General features: G+C 54.6%; 13 protein-coding genes. 6 read left to right on the top strand and 7 right to left on the bottom strand.

Going from position 1 to position 19146, the window contains the following annotated elements; translation table 11 throughout:
- Positions 1–95 precede the first annotated feature (95 nt).
- The 4 genes from Mal15_RS32460 to Mal15_RS32445 all read right to left on the bottom strand — a co-directional run bounded on the left by Mal15_RS32460 (position 96) and on the right by Mal15_RS32445 (position 8701).
- The gene (locus tag Mal15_RS32460) at positions 96–4976 is read right to left on the bottom strand and encodes a lamin tail domain-containing protein (protein WP_167547183.1); all 4881 of its coding nucleotides are present in this window, start codon (positions 4974–4976) and stop codon (positions 96–98) included.
- A 394-nt stretch (positions 4977–5370) separates the two neighbouring features.
- Positions 5371–6708, bottom strand: a complete 1338-nt coding sequence (locus tag Mal15_RS32455; RefSeq protein ID WP_147871523.1) for a carbon-nitrogen hydrolase family protein — start codon at positions 6706–6708, stop codon at positions 5371–5373.
- Between the two features lie 113 nt (positions 6709–6821).
- Positions 6822–7802, bottom strand: coding sequence for a methyltransferase family protein (locus Mal15_RS32450; protein ID WP_147871522.1), 981 nt, complete (start codon positions 7800–7802; stop codon positions 6822–6824).
- Positions 7803–8242: 440 nt separating this feature from the next.
- Positions 8243–8701: a DUF1569 domain-containing protein gene (locus tag Mal15_RS32445; RefSeq protein ID WP_147871521.1), complete on the bottom strand. Its 459-nt coding sequence runs from the start codon at positions 8699–8701 to the stop codon at positions 8243–8245.
- A gap of 545 nt (positions 8702–9246) precedes the next feature.
- On the opposite strand from Mal15_RS32445, the gene Mal15_RS32440 reads away from it, so the two are divergent.
- On the top strand, positions 9247–9735 hold the full coding sequence (locus Mal15_RS32440) for an integrase core domain-containing protein (RefSeq protein ID WP_147871520.1): 489 nt from the start codon (positions 9247–9249) through the stop codon (positions 9733–9735).
- A 148-nt stretch (positions 9736–9883) separates the two neighbouring features.
- On the opposite strand, the gene Mal15_RS32435 is transcribed toward Mal15_RS32440, so the two are convergent.
- Both Mal15_RS32435 and Mal15_RS32430 read right to left on the bottom strand, forming a co-directional pair.
- Entirely contained in the window at positions 9884–11536 is a 1653-nt protein-coding gene (locus tag Mal15_RS32435) for a LamG-like jellyroll fold domain-containing protein (RefSeq protein WP_147871519.1), read from the bottom strand.
- Positions 11533–12063, bottom strand: coding sequence for a sigma-70 family RNA polymerase sigma factor (locus Mal15_RS32430; protein ID WP_233903166.1), 531 nt, complete (start codon positions 12061–12063; stop codon positions 11533–11535). Before Mal15_RS32430 ends, Mal15_RS32435 begins: the two co-directional genes overlap by 4 nt.
- A gap of 224 nt (positions 12064–12287) precedes the next feature.
- Here Mal15_RS32430 and Mal15_RS32425 point away from each other — a divergent pair, with 224 nt between their 5' ends.
- The 5 genes from Mal15_RS32425 (at position 12288) to Mal15_RS32405 (ending at position 17941) form a co-directional block, all read left to right on the top strand.
- Entirely contained in the window at positions 12288–13256 is a 969-nt protein-coding gene (locus tag Mal15_RS32425; RefSeq protein WP_147871518.1) for an alpha/beta hydrolase, read from the top strand.
- Between the two features lie 70 nt (positions 13257–13326).
- Positions 13327–14100, top strand: a complete 774-nt coding sequence (locus Mal15_RS32420; protein ID WP_147871517.1) for an enoyl-CoA hydratase/isomerase family protein — start codon at positions 13327–13329, stop codon at positions 14098–14100.
- 1 nt (position 14101) lies between these two features.
- A complete protein-coding gene (locus tag Mal15_RS32415; RefSeq protein WP_147871516.1) occupies positions 14102–15307 on the top strand; it encodes a CaiB/BaiF CoA transferase family protein in 1206 nt (401 codons plus the stop codon).
- The gene (locus tag Mal15_RS32410; RefSeq protein ID WP_147871515.1) at positions 15297–16679 is read left to right on the top strand and encodes a sulfatase family protein; all 1383 of its coding nucleotides are present in this window, start codon (positions 15297–15299) and stop codon (positions 16677–16679) included. The genes Mal15_RS32415 and Mal15_RS32410 overlap by 11 nt, the downstream gene beginning before the upstream one ends.
- Positions 16679–17941 carry an Nramp family divalent metal transporter gene (locus Mal15_RS32405; RefSeq protein ID WP_147871514.1) on the top strand — a complete coding sequence of 421 codons (1263 nt, stop codon included), beginning with the start codon at positions 16679–16681 and terminating at the stop codon, positions 17939–17941. Before Mal15_RS32410 ends, Mal15_RS32405 begins: the two co-directional genes overlap by 1 nt.
- 93 nt (positions 17942–18034) lie before the next feature.
- Here Mal15_RS32405 and Mal15_RS32400 read toward each other — a convergent pair whose 3' ends face one another.
- Positions 18035–19012 (bottom strand): DUF1588 domain-containing protein, encoded by a 978-nt coding sequence (locus tag Mal15_RS32400; protein WP_147871513.1) that lies wholly within the window; start codon positions 19010–19012, stop codon positions 18035–18037.
- Between the last annotated feature and the right edge of the window lie 134 nt (positions 19013–19146).

Here is a 19146-nt window from a genome sequence, read left to right as displayed (position 1 = left end):
GCGTCATCGACGACCTGTCGATGCAGGAATCGGCCTGGCTGCGGGCAGCTTCTCCCGACGGCAGGGCCATCCTGGGCAGATAGAACGCTTACGGATCACATCTCCAGGGTCTTCAAGAATCGCTGGCCAAACCAGCCGTAATCCTGTCCATCCACATCACCGTCCCCGTCGTAATCCAGGCTAGGATTAAAACCGTCGTCGTTTTTATTCAACAGAAACGTCAAGCCGAATCGACCATAGTCGATTCCGTCAACGTCGCGGTCGGCATCGGTGTCGCCGAAGAAGCGAAAAAGTCGGTCGGTGGCGTCCGCACCAAATTCGTGGTCGGCACTCAGGGGCGCGCCGCCTTCCGAAGCCATCGTCTGGTCAGCCATCACGCGTAGCCGATAGTTCCCGTTGGCCAGCGAATTCCCGGATCCGCGTAAATCAACCAACGGACCACTGGAAAATCCGATGTCCACAACCGATCGTCCATCAACCAACAGCGGCGACAACTGCAAACCGCTGACGATCTGTTGGTCGTCTAAACGCAACAGTTCGAACGAGTCGGAAGACAAATCGACCGGACGATCAAAATGCACCGTTAATGACGTCACAACACTTCGCTGGACCTCGCCACCATTGACATCGACTCTGGTGACCGCCGGCCGGTACCGCGTGAATCCGGGCGACGGCGTCGCCGCCGCCCAATTCACCGCGTCGCCGGCATAGGCATTTTCCGATACCCGGTTAAGCGATGATCCGGCACCGTCCGCTTCGACGGCCCAGGGTGTGAGGTCATCGTAGAACACTTCATCGACCATGACGCGCGGCAAAACGGTTGGCTCGTCCACCGGAGCTTCGTCGGGTTGTTCCAATTCGACTCGGCCAAAGCTGTTGCCGAGGGAACCGCTAAACGGCCCGATCAAATCGACGGAGGCATCAATCCCGAAGTGAGTGCGGAACGCCTCGGCACGATCTAGGTTTGCCTGTGGATCAAACGACACAACGACCAGAGTCCCTCCAGCCGCAATGGAGTTCCCTGCAATGAAATCAAAGTCGCCGTCTCCACGCAATCGCCAATTGGTCAAGTCAATGGGCGTGTCCGCGTGATGATGCAGTTCAATGAACTCCAAGTCACTTGATTGTAGCGAGGGATCGATCGCCAACGCGGCCGGTGAAGGCTCCGATGGATGGTAATGTACTTCGCTGATCACGATGGGAGCGATCCGATGCGCGCCATTCTGGTCACCAAGCGAGGCCGATTCCAACGGTGCCAGGCGTCCCGTCCCGTTGGGAAGACGCCCATAGGTTTGAGAGTTGAATGCGGCGCTGACTGTGACGTTGTCGACGAACTCAGCGACCGCATTGCCCGCAGGATGAGCGATCGTGAGCCAGACTTCGTCGCCTTGGGAACCACTGAGCGCGAAGTGATGCGCAAGCGGATTCAGTGGGGTCGGATTGAAATCGGATTCATCGAAGACCAAATAGCCTCCGCCGGGAATCGAAGTGCCGGCCGGAATGGAGTACTTCAATGGATCGTCCCGGTCGTCGCTGAGGTACCAGCCGCTGACATCGATCGCCGATGCAGTCGTATTGTAAAGCTCGATCGCGTCCAGTTCCGGCGCGTCGGTGTGCGTCAATAATTCGTTGATGACGATTCCACGCGTCGGGCCAAACCCTTCTCCGGGCGTTCCGCCCGGAAGGATCTCTCCACGATAGCTGTACGGTTTATCAAGCCGCCCAATCGAAGTTCCGATCGGATCGGCAAGAATCAGCGACGCGCCCACGCCGTCCGGCGAGATCGGCCAGGGATCCGAATCCCCGTAGTCGAGATCGAGGATCGTCTCCGATCCGGCACCGATGATCTTCAGGCGTTCGCCTCCGTTGCTAAGTTTGCCAAAGTAGGATCCTGCAATCAGAGCCGGGTCAACTTGTGGATAGGCGTCCCGGAAAGCGACAGTGTCTTGGACGACAAGCAAACGCTCGTTCGCGCCGAGCATCGTTCCCGGTGCAAAAACGAATGGAGAACTGGGTCCATCGACGATCGAAATGCCTGACAAATCCAGCGTGGTTGCGACGTTGCCGGAACTGATGTTCATCAATTCGATGAACTCGGTGTCGTCAATGACGGGGTTGTAGTGGATTTCCGTGACGCGCAGATACTTTTGGGCGTCCGTCGGATTTCCGGCCGGCGTTTCCAGCGTATCGACGACGGTTCCGTCACCCGCAAACAACGTGATTGTCTCGCCACTGTAAGTCAACTGGCCGTCGTAGTTGCCCTGGATGAATAGCCGCTGCCCCGCAGATGGCCCTGAACTGCGATTCTGGAAGGCGACGACATCTTTGACGACGTACAAAGATCCGCCCGACGGGATCACGGTGCCGCCTTTGAATTGATGATTGATCCCACCTTCGATTCTCCATCCCGAAAGATCAACTGCAACCGCGTTGGGGTTGTTCAATCGGATGTACTCTTCGGTCTGCAGACCCGAAATCGGATCAGCGTCGTAGTCCAAGTCATCAAATTCGATTGGTGGATTCCCGACTTGTGGCGGCGGCACGTCGGGATGTCCGTCAAGGTAAGTCCGGCGCAAAGGGATGAATTCTTCAAGCAACTGTGTCGCAGCGGAGGCGGGCGTATGCGTGAAGTTGGCTTGGATTCCCCAAAGGTTCGCATCTTCAATCGCTTCCTCTGCGATCAGCGATTCCAGCAGCACGATCTGCTGCGCCAGATAGCTCTCGGATGTCGGGGACCCGGGGGCACCGTAGAACTGATCGGAAAGGGTTCGGATCCTCCGAGTGTACATTTCGCGAAACACGGGATCGGCATACAAACGCTGAATGACGTTGTTGCCGCCCGCATAAATATTGGAACCCGTGATCAGGTCGTTCTTGAAATAAGGCGGAGAAACGCTCGCGTCCCACTGGTGCCCCAAGGAAAGGTCTTGGTCCCACGGGAGCACCGACCACAATCCCGTGCCGCTGGTGTCGCGATACCAGTACATGTTTTTGTGACCGAAATCGTTGCTGGCGGCGACATTCTGAATCGCCAGGTAGTTCACGATGTCGGTGATGTCCAACGTGTCAAAGGTCCAGTCAAGAGCAGCGGCACCACTCAAGTTCTGTGCTCCGTCGACGATCGCCTGGAAGTCGGAATGATCTTCGTATTCGCGACTTTTCTTTTCGACTCGGTTGTACGCGTGGTCTAAGCGATTGTTGACCTTATAAAGTGGGTTGTCCGAATCCAGTCCAATGCGGTCGAGATACTCGGTGTCGCCTTCTTCGACGATATCGAACAGTCCATAAAAGTCGCCGTTGCGATAGATCATGACTGGAAACGCAAAATGATGCGCGTAGTCTGCTTGCGCGGACAGGTCGTACATCAATGTGTTACGCAATTTGGTTTGGTCGGCGTAGTTGGTCAGCAAGTTGAAATCACTCACCCGGTCCATGCCGGGTTGAAGACGAAACTTGTTGGCCGAGTTGGCGTCGAAATCGAACGACTTTTTCGGGAAGGCCGATCCTCGAGTTGATTGGCCATGGCTGTCGACGCGAACGTTGTCGTAGAACTCACCGTCGACAAAGATCGACGTTCGAGTGCCTGCGTTGGTTGACGCAGCCGACGGATTCTCCAGGAACCATTGAATGACAGGAAGATCGGTCGTGATACTCGGCTCGGCGACAACCGTTCCAAAGTAGCGGGGCGAATCGAGTGCGTCCAAGTATCGGGGTTCGTCTGTTTGCACGCCGAACACGTCCGATGCCGTGATTCGCCAGCGGATCATTTCACCGGAAACCAACAGGGTGCCCGGAATCTGGGCTGAGTAAATGCCGTCATTTGCAACCGCGTCGACGCCCGCTCCGTCGTCGCTCATCACCACCGAAGATTCGTTTTCGTACATCACGCGATAGTGCAATCGAACCGTGCTCGGTTCGACCGCTGCGGTGAAGTCTTCGACATTTGCCGTGATGACAATGTCCACGCCGGGGGATGCGGGAGACGCCGAAGAAGCCACATCTGAAATCATTGGTCCAAGTTCCATCCCATTCGAATTGGAACTGCCCGGAGTGGGCTGGATCAGATAGCCAGGGGCTCCGGTGATGGAATCAGAATGAAGATAGGGGACGGATAGAAAGTCGCTGCTGTTGGGGCGATTAAGAGCGTGAATCGCAAGCGTGTTCGGCCCGTTGACCAACAAATCCACATGAGCGGAAAGGTCGTAATCAACACCCGCAAGCGCAGAAGAGTCAGGATGGTTTACCGTCGCCGGGGTGTTGAATCCGATCGGGTCAGGAGAATTGGCACTGGCAACCGGTGTTCCATTCAAATACGCAACAAATCCATCGTCAAACTGCAACGTCAAACCAAGGTCGTTGATTTCGGATGCGTTCTCGATTTCGAATCGAATCCGCTGATAGACATTGGTCGTTCCATCGGGGACGTCGGTCAAAATCGAATTCGCGTAACTGGTCCCGCTTCCCGGATTGTTTTCGTACCCGATTGCCGCTCGTCCCAGTTCGAATCCAAAGTGATCCGCATCAAAGGAGTTCGCCGTCCAAGATTCTCCCAGCGAATCGTCGACCGGGATCAGGTAATGTGCGACACTCGTCGAGCTGACAAGTACTCCATCAACCAGACCGTAGGAGAGATTGGAAACTTGCGGTGGGTAATCAACTCCGCTGCCGCCGAACTCGCTCAGCACGGATTGATCCGGTGCAGTCAAAGCCAAGTATTCACCACCTCTGGCGAGGCTGAAATTGGTGTGCCAATTCCCGGTCGGGTCAACCAAATCGCGTGAGCTGGCAAAGACGATCAAGTAGTCACCGGGATCGAGCAACGTCGGCGCAGTGAACTCCCACTTGTTCGGATCCGCGGCGTCGTCTGTCAGGTGATATCCCTGCAGATCCACTGCTGTATCGGCATCGTTCCGGATTTCGATCCAGTCAGAATTCTGACCAAATCCATCAGTGATTCCGGACGTATTGCTGGCCATAAACTCCGTAAGGATGGGGTGTCCTGCCAGCAAGCAACGTCGTTCAAGGGGTTCGAAGCGAAACCGCTTCTTTCTTGGTCGATACACCAGTACTCATGCTTGGGAAGAGAGGAAGTCAGCACAAACGAACCAGACGGGGGCATGTTTTTCCCTAAATGCTGCTCCGAAATGATAAACCGAAGCTTCGTCGCATGCCAGCGATTCGTCCAGGTCGATCGCTCCGTGGGCCGGTGTCTCGTGTCATTAATATCGAATCTTTTCGTGTCACGAAATGAAAGATGCCCGCGATGGAGGTCTACTGTGCCAGAAGTAGAACGGAACTCAACACGACGATCGAACCAGCACCGAACATGCCAAGCAGCAGACGAGCACGGGTACCATCACGGTGAATGGGTCAGCGAGGTGGGCGTTCGCGAGGAATGCGAGACTTAAGATCGCCGAGCCAATCCCAGTAGAACCGTTGGGCGAGATCCACTTCGGCCACCATCACGGTGCCCCAATTTGAATCGTTCTGGACAAGCAGATTGCCGGCCTGGTTCCACACACCGGAAACCATTGCTCCTTTGGCGGCTTCGGTGTAGGTGCTGCTGACCAGTATGACCTGATTCTCGATCGCGCGCGCCGCAGCAAGCGTTGGGTTTCCGCCGGCGATCGGCATGGCAATCACCTCCGCGCCGTTGTCGCAGAGTCTTCGTGCGACCTCTGGAAACTGCACGTCCCAACAAATCATCATCCCGAGCTTTCCAAAACGTGTCTCGAAAACTGGATACCGATCACCGGGGGTCAGGCCGGCTTCGATCTCTTCACGTGGTAGGCAGACTTTCCGGTATTTGCCGATCAGTTTTCCGCTCGGCCCCAGAAGCACAGAGGTGTTGTAGAGAATCGCTCCTTCACGCTCGGTTAAACCAGCGACGATGTATAGATCGTGTTTTTTCGCCAAGTCGCCGAAGTACTCCGTTGAAGGACCGGGGATCGATTCAGCGCACTGCGACATGCTGCGACCGGACCGATAGCACGTCAAAGATTCGGGTAGGCAAACCAAGTCCGCGTTCTGGCCAGCTGCTTTTTCGATCAGCGGCGCGAATTGCTCGCACTTTTCGATCGCCGTTTGTCCAGCCTTCGGTCGAAGATGCACTGTCGCCAGTCGGGCTTTGCGAGATATCGGTTCGACATTCTCGAATCCAACGTTTTTCCATTGCACTGAACCTTTTGTCCAACGCAAACGCAGTTCAACTCGCGCCTGAGACGCTCCGTTGGGGACATGGTAGGAATCAGCGACCTGTATCCACTCACTCGCGCCATTTAACACATGGTCAGACGGATACTCTGGCCTTGCGATTTCATTTTTTCCCAGCACCATGTTTCCATGCACCTCGGCGGCTTTCACCATTTTGCCGTTGGCATTCAGCCAGGTGATTTTCACGAGAGCACAGCGCGCGGGGGAATTGACATGCTGCGTTCGTTTTAGTGCTCTGAATCGAACGGCACGGCCACCCAGTACATCGAACACCTTCATCCATGCTCCGTCCACGGTGTCGCGTTTTTGTCCGGAGAGTCCAAGGATCAGTTCGCCCGTATCGGATTCGAAGTGCGAGAATTCAGGTGCGATCTCAGGCCTGACTGACGTGCGATTCCAACCGTTGATCGATTCATCCGTCGCTTGACCCAGGGTCGCCGCAGGTAGACCAAGCACGAAAGTACATAAGGCACCGAGATGAGTGATTCGAAACATTTTTGAGATTCCCGGCTTGTGTATCGTGACGGAGCGTAACTTTTCGAACAAGTTTAGGTAGTGGACGAGGCGACGAGTCCCTCAGCGCAGGATTCCTCGCCTCGTCCACTGCATCAGGCTCTCTCCGACTGTTTCTCGTTGGTCCTAGCAACAGCCGATTCTGGAACTTCGAGTTCTTGAAACCCTCTCCACCTGATTGATGGAACCCAAACTCGCACGTGACTCCGGTAATGCTCGTACCGTGTTCCGAATCGATCCAGCAAGTCCCGCTCTTCTGCGGGGCGAACGAATGCATGCCACGCAAAGATTCCTGCGAGGGAATAGACAATGACCGGCACACTGCCGAGCAGCCAACCCACCGCAATCCCCTGGAGGATGCCCGCAAGGGCCATCGGATTCCGGACGAAGCGGTAAGGGCCGGCGACCACCAACTGCGGTGCGGTCGCTGTCGGCAGTGGTGTTCCGCCGCCCAGCGTTACCATCGACAGCCCACTCCATAGGCCGAGACAAGACGCCAGCAGGAACAGACCTGCCGATGCCTGGGCCTGGAACGGATGTTCAAACCGGCTCCAATTCAGAGCCTCCTGAAGCTCAACGATTCCCTTCGGCAGAATCCAGAGGAACACGCCCCAGAAAACCACAATCTGACCGAGGGTCGACAACAGTGAATTCAGCCGATTCATCGACGTCACTCGAAAGGCTGCGGGAACGTCGCCTTGCTTGCCTTGAATGGTGGCCATCGCAAGCGAGAGGCCCGCCATGCTGACCATCATCGCCGACGCGATCCACGCTTCACCCGTTCGTACGCTCGTGGCGATGCAAAACAACGTCGGATACCAACAGATCGCGGTCACACTCCAAACCGCGGTCGAGGCCCATTCGCGTTGCTGCCAGACGCTGACTGCGGCGATCCACGAACCACCCACGATCAAAGAAATGTCTGCGAGCCAAAAGGAGAGCAACACCTCGTCTGGCCAATCCTTTGGGCGAAACCATCCGATGTTTTCTGGATAAAGCGTCAACATCGCCCACCAAGCCACGACTCCAATCGCTTGCAACGCAAAATAGCCAGAAACGATTAGTCGAGGGTGCATGAGGGCAGCAAAACGGTCCGATTGGGCAAGGTTTCCAAGTATGTGGTTTGCTGATTTCTGTCGCCGGCGTTCGCACCGCGCCACTGGCGGAGCTCAATTATACCACGTTTCGCAAGCAATCGCCGAAGTTGGTACCACCAAGGAACGCTAGCAGGTCGAGGCCTATCTGAAGAAACGCCCGCGAAGGATTTTTCCTCCGCGAGCGCTTTTCGGTTTAGCTGAGTGTCCTGGCGTAAAATCGCGAACGGTTCCGCTCGAGTCCATTCTTGGCTCTTGACGAAGGCACTGGTTGCCGGGAGTGATGCGTAGACGATCGTGTCTCCGTCGCGGATCACTGGGCCGGTGAAGTGCTCCGAGGTCGCCGTGTCGATGGTCACGTCGGCCCCAACCTTTTGTACTCGCAGCTTGCAATATTTTCTTTGACGGCCAATAAAGCAGTTTCACTTCGGGGGGCGGAGATGCCGGAGATGGTGAGCGGCATGGGCAGCGTAAATCTCCAGAATCTTCTCGCGGGGCAAGCTGCCGAATCCAGGATGAGCAGCAAAGTCGCCAGAGTGACCAAGAAGCCGCCCAACGCTGGCGGCATATGCATCCACTTCGCTTGCATCATCTAAGCCGTCCGGTGGCTGAAATATTGAAGAGGCTCGGATTCCACGAGGTGAATTTCCGCTCAGCAACTTGGGCAACAACAGCCAACGCATCAGCGGCCGCAGTGGAGCAAAGATCGACATCCAAGCTGGATAGCCACCGATCGCGAAGTCTTGAACCAAAACCAAGTGCCGACAGATTTGCCCAAGCGACCAGTTTCCATGGCGGACGTAGCCAGAAGCCAACAGCATGCGGGCGTCATCGACGGCCGCTTCGAGATTGTTGAATTGCAATTGACGGAGGTCACTCATATGGCTTTGGCATCTCGGTAAAATCTGATTCTTTCGAAGCCCACTCTAGCTGGGCAGCGCCACTTTGCTCAAAAAAACACCGTGAATCGCCGGTCGAACGTAGCTACCTTCGCCGGAAAGTGGGTCCCCGGGGTTTTCCACGCTCTGGCGAGCGTCGCTACGCCAAAGTGGCGCTGTCCAGATAGCATTCCTATGCGACGTGATTGGTATTCGCCGGTGACCTCCCAGCATACGTCGAGGGAAGCATCGCGTCGCCTTTGTTAGACCGTTCGCGAACCGCGATAGTTCCAACTCGAGTGTTTGACACGGATGAAAAAGACCAGAACACCTTGAGCGAGGTCAGTATCTGCGAAGCATTGGAGCATCAAAGATGCTAGGGCGAGTGATGCTAACAGAAGCGGGCGCCACAAGCCTAATTCCAATGTCTCAACTCGCGTTTCAGCATTTCCTCGCCCTGTGACGAAATCTGGTCAGATGTGTACATTCGTCGAATTTCGGTGAATCCTAAGATTGTTGGAATGCTCTTGTCAGTAACCTGAGTCTCCATGAAGCTGAAACCACGTAGTCGCATCTGGGTCTCGCCTTGCACGGCGAATCCAACGGGGGAGTGGACTACGCAACAAGCTCGCAACTTCGACATGTTCCTTCAAGACGAGGGACTGCCGTGTGAGCTTCTCCAGCGAGACCAAGACTCGAAATACATCGATTCCTTTGACGAAGTCTTCCGGTCGACCGGCTGCAACATCAAAAAGACGCCAGCCCGATCACCCAACCTTCAAGCGTTTGTAGAGCGGGTGATTCAGACGCTCAAACATGAGGTGCTCAATGCCTTTTGCGTGGTCAGCGAGAAGCACCTAGACCACATCCTGAGCGTGTCCCAGGAATGGTACAACCAACGCCGAGGGCACTCCGGTCGGGATCATCGACCTCCAGTGCGCGACGAGGCAATCACACCAATCGATCTGACTGAGCACAAGGTTGTCTGTCACACTGAACTTGGCGGACATTTGAAGTCGTACTACGCCGCTGCGTGACCAACACGGTTGCTGAAGATTAATGGCAGTTGCATTCGCTGCTGATTCGGAGGCGCGCACCGCCAACCTGATAATTTCAGCTTCTTAATCGTGCAAAAATCCAGCTGATCACATCAAGAATCGAGATTTCCTAACGCGTCCAACCTGATCAATCGGGGACACCCAGCTGATAGAGACTCGCAACCTCTTTTGCAGCCAATGGTTCGCTATAGATCACGAACTCATCGATGCGGCCATTGAAATTTCTGATCGGGTAGGGCACACCTTCAGGCGGCAAGCCCCAGTTTCCGATCTCGCATCGTCCGAATGTTACCTTGCGTCCACCGCGATGATTCTCGCTTACCTCTCTGCTAACCTCTTCGCCATCCAAGTAGTGGATTGCTTCGCCGGTGAGCGCGTCGAAGGTGACGGCAACGTGGTGCCAACGCCTGGTCGCTGCGCCAATGACCGGTGGCGAATAGTAAATCTGTTCCCGACGATCCTGCTTCGATTGCTGGCCATCGCGCGTCGACGAGCGTAAGTAACTAACCGAAAACATCAACCGCCCATTCCGATCGATCTGCCAATGGGGTGCACCTTCTTCGTCACCATCCGACAATAGCAACGCGTTGTAATTTCGGTCCAATCCATCAACCCGAATCCAAGCGGCCAACGACAAACCGTCGTGTTTTTCGTCGCCGAGATTGATTCGAAGCCGATCGCCGGCACTTTTGAAGTCCAAGGCTGATTTCGTCGGCCAACGTCCTTCGACCCAACGTGCCCCGACTGCGGATCCCGCACGTGATGACTGCTTTGGGACGGCAAAGTTGTTGACAAGTCGGTCCCATTTCTCGTCTTCCCATTGCCAGAAAAGATAACAGCCAACGAGCCGTTCATCCGCTCGAACTGACTTCATAGAGGTCCACCATTGCTTGGTCTTCTGCTTGTAGAACTCCTCACGACGTTGCTCGAAGCGCTCCACACTCGGGAAGTCGCGCGGGCTGGCTCGCCCGGCAACGTGGGCCTTATTAGTGACGGCGTCGAGGCTTTCACCGTCGCGGATGATTTGCATTGGGGTTCCCGACAGGTACGCTTCCACCTCTCCATCAAACACGTGCACCGACGATTCACCTCTTTCGACCTTCACGCCAAACTCTGTGCCGAGGTCGATGACTTTCATTCCCGGTGCCATCAATCGGAACCCAATTGCGGGTGGAGGGACGTGGACGGTTACTTTTCCATCCAAACAGCGAGCCTCCCATGCACTTACGAGATCAAGTTCAGCGGCGTCCTCAATCAAAATGGTCGCACCACTAAAGAAATCGAGTTGCAGCCCACCAGAGACAAGCTTCAGCCGTCCCGGTTGTAACGAGTCTCCTTCCCGAAAGCTCGTGCCATCAGGAAACTTCGCATTCACCAACCTCGACACTACGGCACATCCCGTTTCGACAGCCTCCTTCGAATCGACCTCGGGGTTGGACGCAACGGAGAATTCTTCCCCAACTCGTCCGCGGTGATCGCGTCCGATTCCATAACCGACAACGAGCAACAGAGCCGCAGCGATAGCAGCGGCAAATCCCATCCAGCCGTAGGAAACACCTCCAAAACTCCTTGAGTTTGGTGCCGGAGATTCGCCCACGATCGAGTCGATTGCGCTTTCGCTGATTAACCTCAGATCGGCATCTAAACCACACAGGTCAACAAACTCGTCTCTTCGCTCCCTGGATTTTTCGAGCTCTGATTGCAATGCCGCCGAATCCGCTTCCGTGAGCGAACCATCCAACCAACTGGAAACATATTGTCGGAATGTTCCGTTCTTCATGATCCTTCCCCCATTGCAAGTGTGTCTTTCACACAATCGAGGAGCTTGTGGCGAAGTCGTTGGATCGACTTGTAAACGGCCTGTTCAGGACGCGATTGCTGGTGCGCGTACTCTCGGATGGTGGCACCAGGCTGATACACCGCTAATATCATTTTGCGTGGTTTCTCATCAAGCTTCTGCAAACAGCTCTCCAAGGCATGCTTGCGGTCAGCGTCGCTGGCATTGATGGTTCCCTGAGCGTCCGCCAATTGCTCTGCAAGCTTATCGGAAAAGACTAGCGGGCTGCGGGCCAACGAACGCCGGAACTTGAGCGCTTCGAATCGGGCGATTGTCATTAGCCATCCGCCAAATCTCTCGTGATTGTCCAACTCATTGAACTTCTTCCACGCGATGAGGCTTGTCTGCTGAACGATTTCTTCAACATCGTGCCAAGTCGGAACGAGCCTGCGCACGTAAGCTCTGACTGCCGATTCTTCTTCGATCAGCAGACGCATAAAAGTCTCGTAGCTTGCTTTTTGATCTGTCACGACCCGCTCATCGAAGAACCTGGAAATGTACGCCAGACGGATGTATCGACGAATCCGTTAGTAGCCAAACCGCCAGTTCTCTCCTGGGGTTCGCTTTGTTGGACAAGTGAAACTGCGATTTTCGTGAGAAAACGGGAAATTGTGGTGAACACAACGTCCAATTCCCAGACCATCGGGAGGGTCCAGCAAGAGAAACATCACCTTTAGCCCAGCGGGACCCATTTATGCAACGTCGTCAGTTTTTTGCTTTAATCTCCGCCTTCGCGGCATCGGCCGCGAAGGCTTCGTCGCTGCTGGCTCTAATCTTCACCCTCGGGATTTCGGCAACCGCTGATGGCCAGCAACCCAAAGAAGACGGGAAGACAACGATTCCGAAGGCCGTGCTAAAGCAGTTGGAGGAACACCTCGACGTGACCTTCGCCAAGTACGGAGATCGAACACTGCAATTGGACATCTTTCGTCCAAAGAACGCAACGGAAAAATTGCCGGCCATCGTCTGCATTCACGGAGGGGGATGGAGAAAGGGGTCCAAGATCAATCATCGCAAAGTCGCTCAGGTTCTCGCTGCAAAGGGATATGTGACGGCATCGATCGATTATCGTTTGAGCGGTGAAGCAACTTTTCCGGCTCATATCCACGACTGCAAAGCGGCCGTTCGCTTCCTGCGAGCAAACGCAGATCAATACGGTATCGACGCCGACCACATTGGAGCGATTGGCCATTCGGCCGGCGGCCACTTGGCGGCATTGCTGGCCACTTCGAATGACGTTGCGGAATTGGAAGGCGATGGCGGTAATACAGGTGTGAGCAGCACGATTCAGGCCGTGGTTCCTATGGGTGGTCAAACCGATTTCATGTCCGAGCGAAACCGAGAGGTATCCGCCAGCGCAGATATCTGGCAACAGTTCCTGGGTGGTTCGCAAGCCGAAGTTCCGGAAACGTACAGCCTAGCTTCACCGCTAACCCACCTCGACAAGAATGATCCGCCAGTATGGTTGATCACGGGAGAAAAGGATGACCCGAGCACTCGTGCCGAGTCTCTGCGCAAGAAGATGGACGAGTTCGGAATCCCCAATGGGCTGACCATCATCAAAGACGCTCCGCATCCATTCACCGTCAAGCAGGTTTGGTTCGATCAAATGATGGACGCGGCCGTTCCTTTCTTCGAACGAACTCTGAAGAGCCAGCAATGAATGAAGCACACTTCGCTACGCGAGCAGCTGGCTCCATCTTTCAGAACGAGAATCTCACGCAGGCAACAATTTGAATAATTCGACGCAAATCCAACTGGTGGTAGAAGAGGACATTGCGACCTTGTCTTTCGTGCCACCAAGCAGCAAACCACCGACTTTGGATCTCGAAGTCCTGCAACAGTTGGAGCTGCGTGTCGAAGAGATTGGGCGCCAGCAACCTCGTGTCGTTTTGCTTCGAAGTACCTCAGATCGCTTTTTTTGTGTCGGAGCGAACCTGACTGCATTAAAGGATATCGACGAGCATACAATTGCGCCCTGGGTTCTCGCGGGTCACAATGTCTTCAATCAACTCGAAGACCTTCCTATGCCGGTCATTGCAGTCGTTAATGGCTATGCCATGGGTGGAGGCCTGGAATTGGCAATGGCGTGTGATTTGATTTTCGCGTCTGAAGAAGCCAAGTTTGCCCAGTCCGAAGCATCCCTCGGCTTTATCCCAGGGTGGGGTGGAACCTATCGTCTCGCAAAACGAATAGGCAACTCAAAAGCAAAGTTCTACTTCTACGGCGGTCACTTGTTGGACGCGCGACAAGCCGCCGAGATTGGGCTGGTTGATCTCGTCGCGGCACCAAGCGAGCTCGAAAGCGATGTGCACAGCTACTGCCAGCGGGTTCTAACGACCAACCCGAACGCAATCGCACAATTCAAAAAGATTCTCAACGACCAAGATCGTACATCGCGAGATGAGAACGCGAACATCGAGGCGTCGCATTCGGTGAGTTGCCTGCAAGACCCCGATACAAAACAACGTCTACACGACTTCTTGGCCAAGAAGGGAAGGAAGTGATATGAGCCAAACGGAAGCATTAGCAGGAATCCGCATCCTGGACTTTAGCCACGTCTACCAGGGCCCCGTGGGAACACAAATTCTTGCGGACTACGGTGCCGACGTCATCAAGGTCGAGCGTCCGGGCAATGGTGACTGGAGTCGGTCATGGGGACCGTTTTCAAAAGATGTCTCCATGCCGTTTGCCAACTTGAATCGAAACAAGCGATCGATAACCGTCGACATGAAGCAGGACGAGGGAAAAGCTCTAATCCTCAAATTGGTCGAGAAAGCAGATATCCTTGTCCACAACTTTCGCAAAGGAGTCATGGAGAAGCTTGGCTTTGGCTACGACGAGTTGAAGGCGGTCAACCCAGGTCTCATCTATGCGACATCAAGCGGATGGGGCGATGCTGGGCCATATGCCGATCGAGGCCGCGCGGGGCATGACATGATGGCCCGAGCCGAAGCGGGTTGGTTTACGTTTTATGATGACGAAAAAACTCCCATCCCTGGCGGGATCAGTATCGACTACGCCGCAGGCCTCAATCTGATGGTCGGTATTCTCACCGCCCTGGCCCACCGACTTCGCACCGGGGAAGGGCAATTTGTTTCAACCGACTTGCTCAGCGTTGCGTTCCACGCCCATGCCTGGGACGCCGCTTCGCAACTGAACGGCGAAAAGATCGACCGACCCGCTGCCGTTGGCGGGACAGAAGCGGCGATCGACAAAGCGTTCAAGACGCTCGATGGATTCATCGAAATATCGCCCGTCTTTTCCGACAATGCTTTGCGAGACATCTCAGCGGCGATGGCTCTTGGAGACCTCTCGTTGAAAGACGAGTTCCGAACCGAGGACCTACAAGTCGCCAATCGCGACAAACTGAACGATATTCTGGCATCGGAGTTTTTGAAGAAGACCACTTCGCAATGGATGGACTCACTCGAGAGCCAGGGAGTCCTCTGTGCCCGCATCAACAACTTCCAAGATGCCGCGAACGATCCTCAAATCGCTTGCAACAACATGATTGTCAGCATGGAAGATTCTGAAGTGGGTGAATTGCGGATGCTTGGGACACCCGTGCGTCTTAAAGCGACACCGCCCCAGTTGAAGTCGTTCCCTCCCAAGCTTGGACAACACAACCGAGCCGTCGCTGCAGAGCTTGGGTACACCGAAGATGAAATAACCGATCTCTTTAAAAAGGGCGTGCTGGCGAATGAGAACTAAATGTCTATCACTATTCGCAGCGGCCGCTTTGGTGCTGCAATCTTTTGGCTGGTGTTCCGAAAGACCCAATATCGTCCTGATCCTGACGGACGATCAGGGCGTCAATGATGTCGGCTGCTATGGCAGTGAAATCCGTACTCCCAATATCGATTCTTTGGCTCGCGAGGGCGCTCGGTTCGACCAATTTTATGTCGCGTCCTCCATTTGCACTCCATCACGCTTCGCCATTTTGACTGGCCAGTACCCAAGTCGCTCGCAAGATGAACTTCTGGGCGCGTTGATGTACTTGGAGGATGAAGAGCGAGGCCTACGTCCGCATGAAACGACGATTGCCAGTGTGCTGCAAAAAGCCGACTACTCGACCGCATTGATCGGGAAATGGCATTTGGGGCACGGTGCAAAAGAATTCTTGCCAACACGGCATGGCTTCGACTTTTTCCGAGGCCACACCGGTGGATGCATTGACTTCTACACGATGTGTTACGGCAACGAGAAGGACTGGTACGAGAACGAAACGATCGTCGACAAGACTGGCTATGCAACGGACTTGATCACCGATGAGGCGGTGTCGTATCTCCGAAAGGAGCAAAGGAAAGAAGAGCCGTTTTTCTTGATGCTCGCCTACAACGCGCCCCACTACGGCAAAGGATGGGACGACGGAAACAAATCACCGATCAACATTCTGCAACCGCCGCCGAACGATTTGGCACGGGTCAGTTACATCGAGGACCCCACGCGACGCAAATTTGCAGCCAAAGTCGTCAATCTTGACGATGGCATCGGGCGTGTTCTGGAGGCCCTCAATGCATCTGGGTTGAAAGAGAACACATTGGTCGTTTTCGTGACCGATCACGGTGGCGACCCGAAGTATGGCGGACGCAACCTACCGCTCCGCGGCCAGAAAGCAGGCTTGTTCGAGGGTGGTATTCGTGTTCCTTGCTTGATGCGATGGCCAGCAAAGATCGGGCCGGGCACGAAGATCACCTCTGTCGTCAGCGCCCTGGACTTCTTCCCCACATTCTGCGAACTCGCGAATGTTGAGACTTCAACGACGAAGCCCGACGGCTTGGATTTGCTCGGCGTGATTTCTGGCGATCAAAAGCTTGAGAATCGAGAGCTCTTCTTTGAATTGGGTCGTCACGTAACCTTCCCGGGCAAGAGCTGGTATGCGTTGCGGAAAGGTGATTGGAAGTATGTGCAAACAGATTCTGGCGACGACTTCCTGTTCGACATTGCCAGCGACCCGAACGAGGAAGAAGACATCCAAGAGCAGCAAGCGGAGGTCTTCGCAATGATGAAAGCAAGGACGTTTGAGTTGGCGGAATCGTTTCGTCACGCTACCGACCGTCCCGTCAGTGAATCGGTTCGGTGATGATGCGCGAGAAACTGACAAAAACACTCGCCCTTTTCCTTCCCGGTGTTTTCCTGCTGGGCTTCAGTATCGGCACGGGAAGTGTGACTTCCATGGCGAAGGCTGGAGCCACGTATGGCATGTCGTTGCTTTGGACGATTGTCACCTCGTGCCTGGCAACATGTTTCATGATCTGCTTGTACGGTAAATACACGCTTGTCACCGGAGAAACAGCGCTCCAGGCGTTCCGAAAGCACATTCATCCGGTGGTGGGAATCTTTTTCATCGTTGCGTTGACGGCCGGCGTGTGCGGAAGCGTGATGGGAGTGATGGGCATTGTCGCCGAAATGTGTTCGGAGTGGTCCAGAACCTTTCTGTCTCGAAGCATCGCCCCGGTTTACTTCGCGGGCTTCTTCACCGTATTGGTCTATTTCATTTTCTGGAACGGCAAAACGAAAGTTTTTGAGCGGGCCCTCGCCTTGATGGTAGCGGTCATGGCAGCCTGCTTCCTGTTGAATTTTTTCATCACGATGCCTCCGCTGGTTGACATTTTGAAAGGGATGGTCCCAAACCTGCCAGCGTTACCCACATCCGCCGCCAATCAGGGGCAGGGACCGTTCCTTGTCATTGCATCGATGGTCGGAACGACGGTTTACTCTGGCTTGTTCATTATCCGAACGACGTTGGTCAAGGAAGCTGGCTGGACGATCAAAGGCTTCAAGCATCAACGCAATGACGCCATCGTTTGTACGACTTTGATGTTTCTTATCAGCGGTGCCATCATGGCCTCCGCCGCTGGCACCCTCTTTATCGAGGGCATTGGTCTCACCGAGGCGACGCAAATGGTCACGCTTCTTGAGCCGCTTGCTGGGAAGTTGGCCACGTCAATCTTCGTGGTTGGGATTGTCTCTGCGGGGGTGTCGTCCCAGTTCCCCAACGTGCTCATGTTGCCATGGCTGCTGTGCGACTACAACCAGTCCGAACGCGACATGACCATGCCGAGATATCGCGTCATGGTCTTCTTCATTTCACTTTTGGGCCTCGTCGTCCCCATATTTGAAGCTAGACCGGTTGTCGTCATGATCATCTCTCAGGCTTTCCAATCGATCGTTCTGCCAATGACCGTGGGCTGCATTTTGTATCTGGGCAACCGCAACGACTTGATGGGCGAACATTCACATTCACTGACGACCAACGCGGTGCTGTTCGCGATCTTCGCTTTTTCCTTAGTAACGTCTTGGATGGGGATTCAGGGCACATGGCAACTAATCACGACGCACTAAGCATTTCGTGATCAATAAGTGACGAGGTAGTGGACGAGGCGACGAGTCCTTGCGCACGGGACTCGTTGCCTCGTCCACTACGTCAGATCCACTTTAAGGATCGCCGAGAAAGATATCACTGGTAAGGACAATCTCAACCAAGTCCTGCAATCCACCGTCCCGCCGTTCGAGTTCGTCTAGAATTGTGTTAACCTGGGGTCGATCTGAGAAAGACAACTCACGACCCAAGGCGTACATCAAAAGTTTCTCGGTCAAACACCGCTCGAATTGTTCTCGTCGATCCACCAGAATTTCTTTCAATTCCCGCATGTCGCCAAACGCTTCCCCAGAGGGCAGTTTGCCGGAAGCGTCAACCGGCGTGGACGGTTTGCCCTCGCCGTCGGAATAGAACTCCCGAAACGCTCCCACTGCATCAAAGTTTTCCAAGGCGAAACCAAGTGGATCCATTTTCCGGTGACACTCGTTACAGGTAGCGATATCACGGTGCTTGGACAATTGGTCGCGAATCGAAGTAGCACCCCGAATATCCGGCTCAAGTGCGGGGACATCAGGCGGCGGTGGCGACGGAGGTGTGCCTAAAATGTTCTCCAAAATCCACACGCCTCTCACAACCGGCGAGGTATCCACGCCATTTGCCGTGACCGTGAGGATGCTCGCTTGTCCCAATAGTCCGCCCCGAAAGGAACCTTCCGGAAACTGAACCATTCGCGGTTCGTCACCAAGATCCGCGTATGCGATACCGTAATGCTTCGCAAGATTTCGGTCCAAAAACGAATAGCCAGCGTTCAAGAACTCTTCAACATTACGGTTTTCCATGAGCAGGCAGCGAAAGAACGCCTGCGTCTCTTCACGAAACGAGTCCTCCAGATCGTAAACGCTGTAGGCCTCATACTTCTTCGGGTCAGGCGTCAGGTTTCCTAATTTGTAAAGCCCCAGCCAGCCATCCGTGAAGTTTGCCACGAATGCTTCGGCCCGTGGGGCTCGCAGCATTCTCAAGACTTGATACTTGACTTCAATTGGCTCAAGTAGCGTCCCCATTTCGGCAGCATCCAACAATTCCTGGTCCGGCATGGAACCCCACGACGATCGCACCAAAATTAGGCTGCAAACAGGAGTTTTTCGAGAAATGCGGTGTTCCAGCCTGCGATTTTTCGTTTCCGCCTAAGACTCTTCTTCCGGGTGTCTCGCTTGAGAAGCGTCGTGAC

It is taken from the genome of Stieleria maiorica, assembly GCF_008035925.1.
Taxonomy (GTDB): Bacteria; Planctomycetota; Planctomycetia; order Pirellulales; family Pirellulaceae; genus Stieleria; species Stieleria maiorica.
The sequence above is the reverse complement of the archived record's forward strand: the minus strand, read 5'-3'. Positions and strand labels throughout refer to the sequence as shown.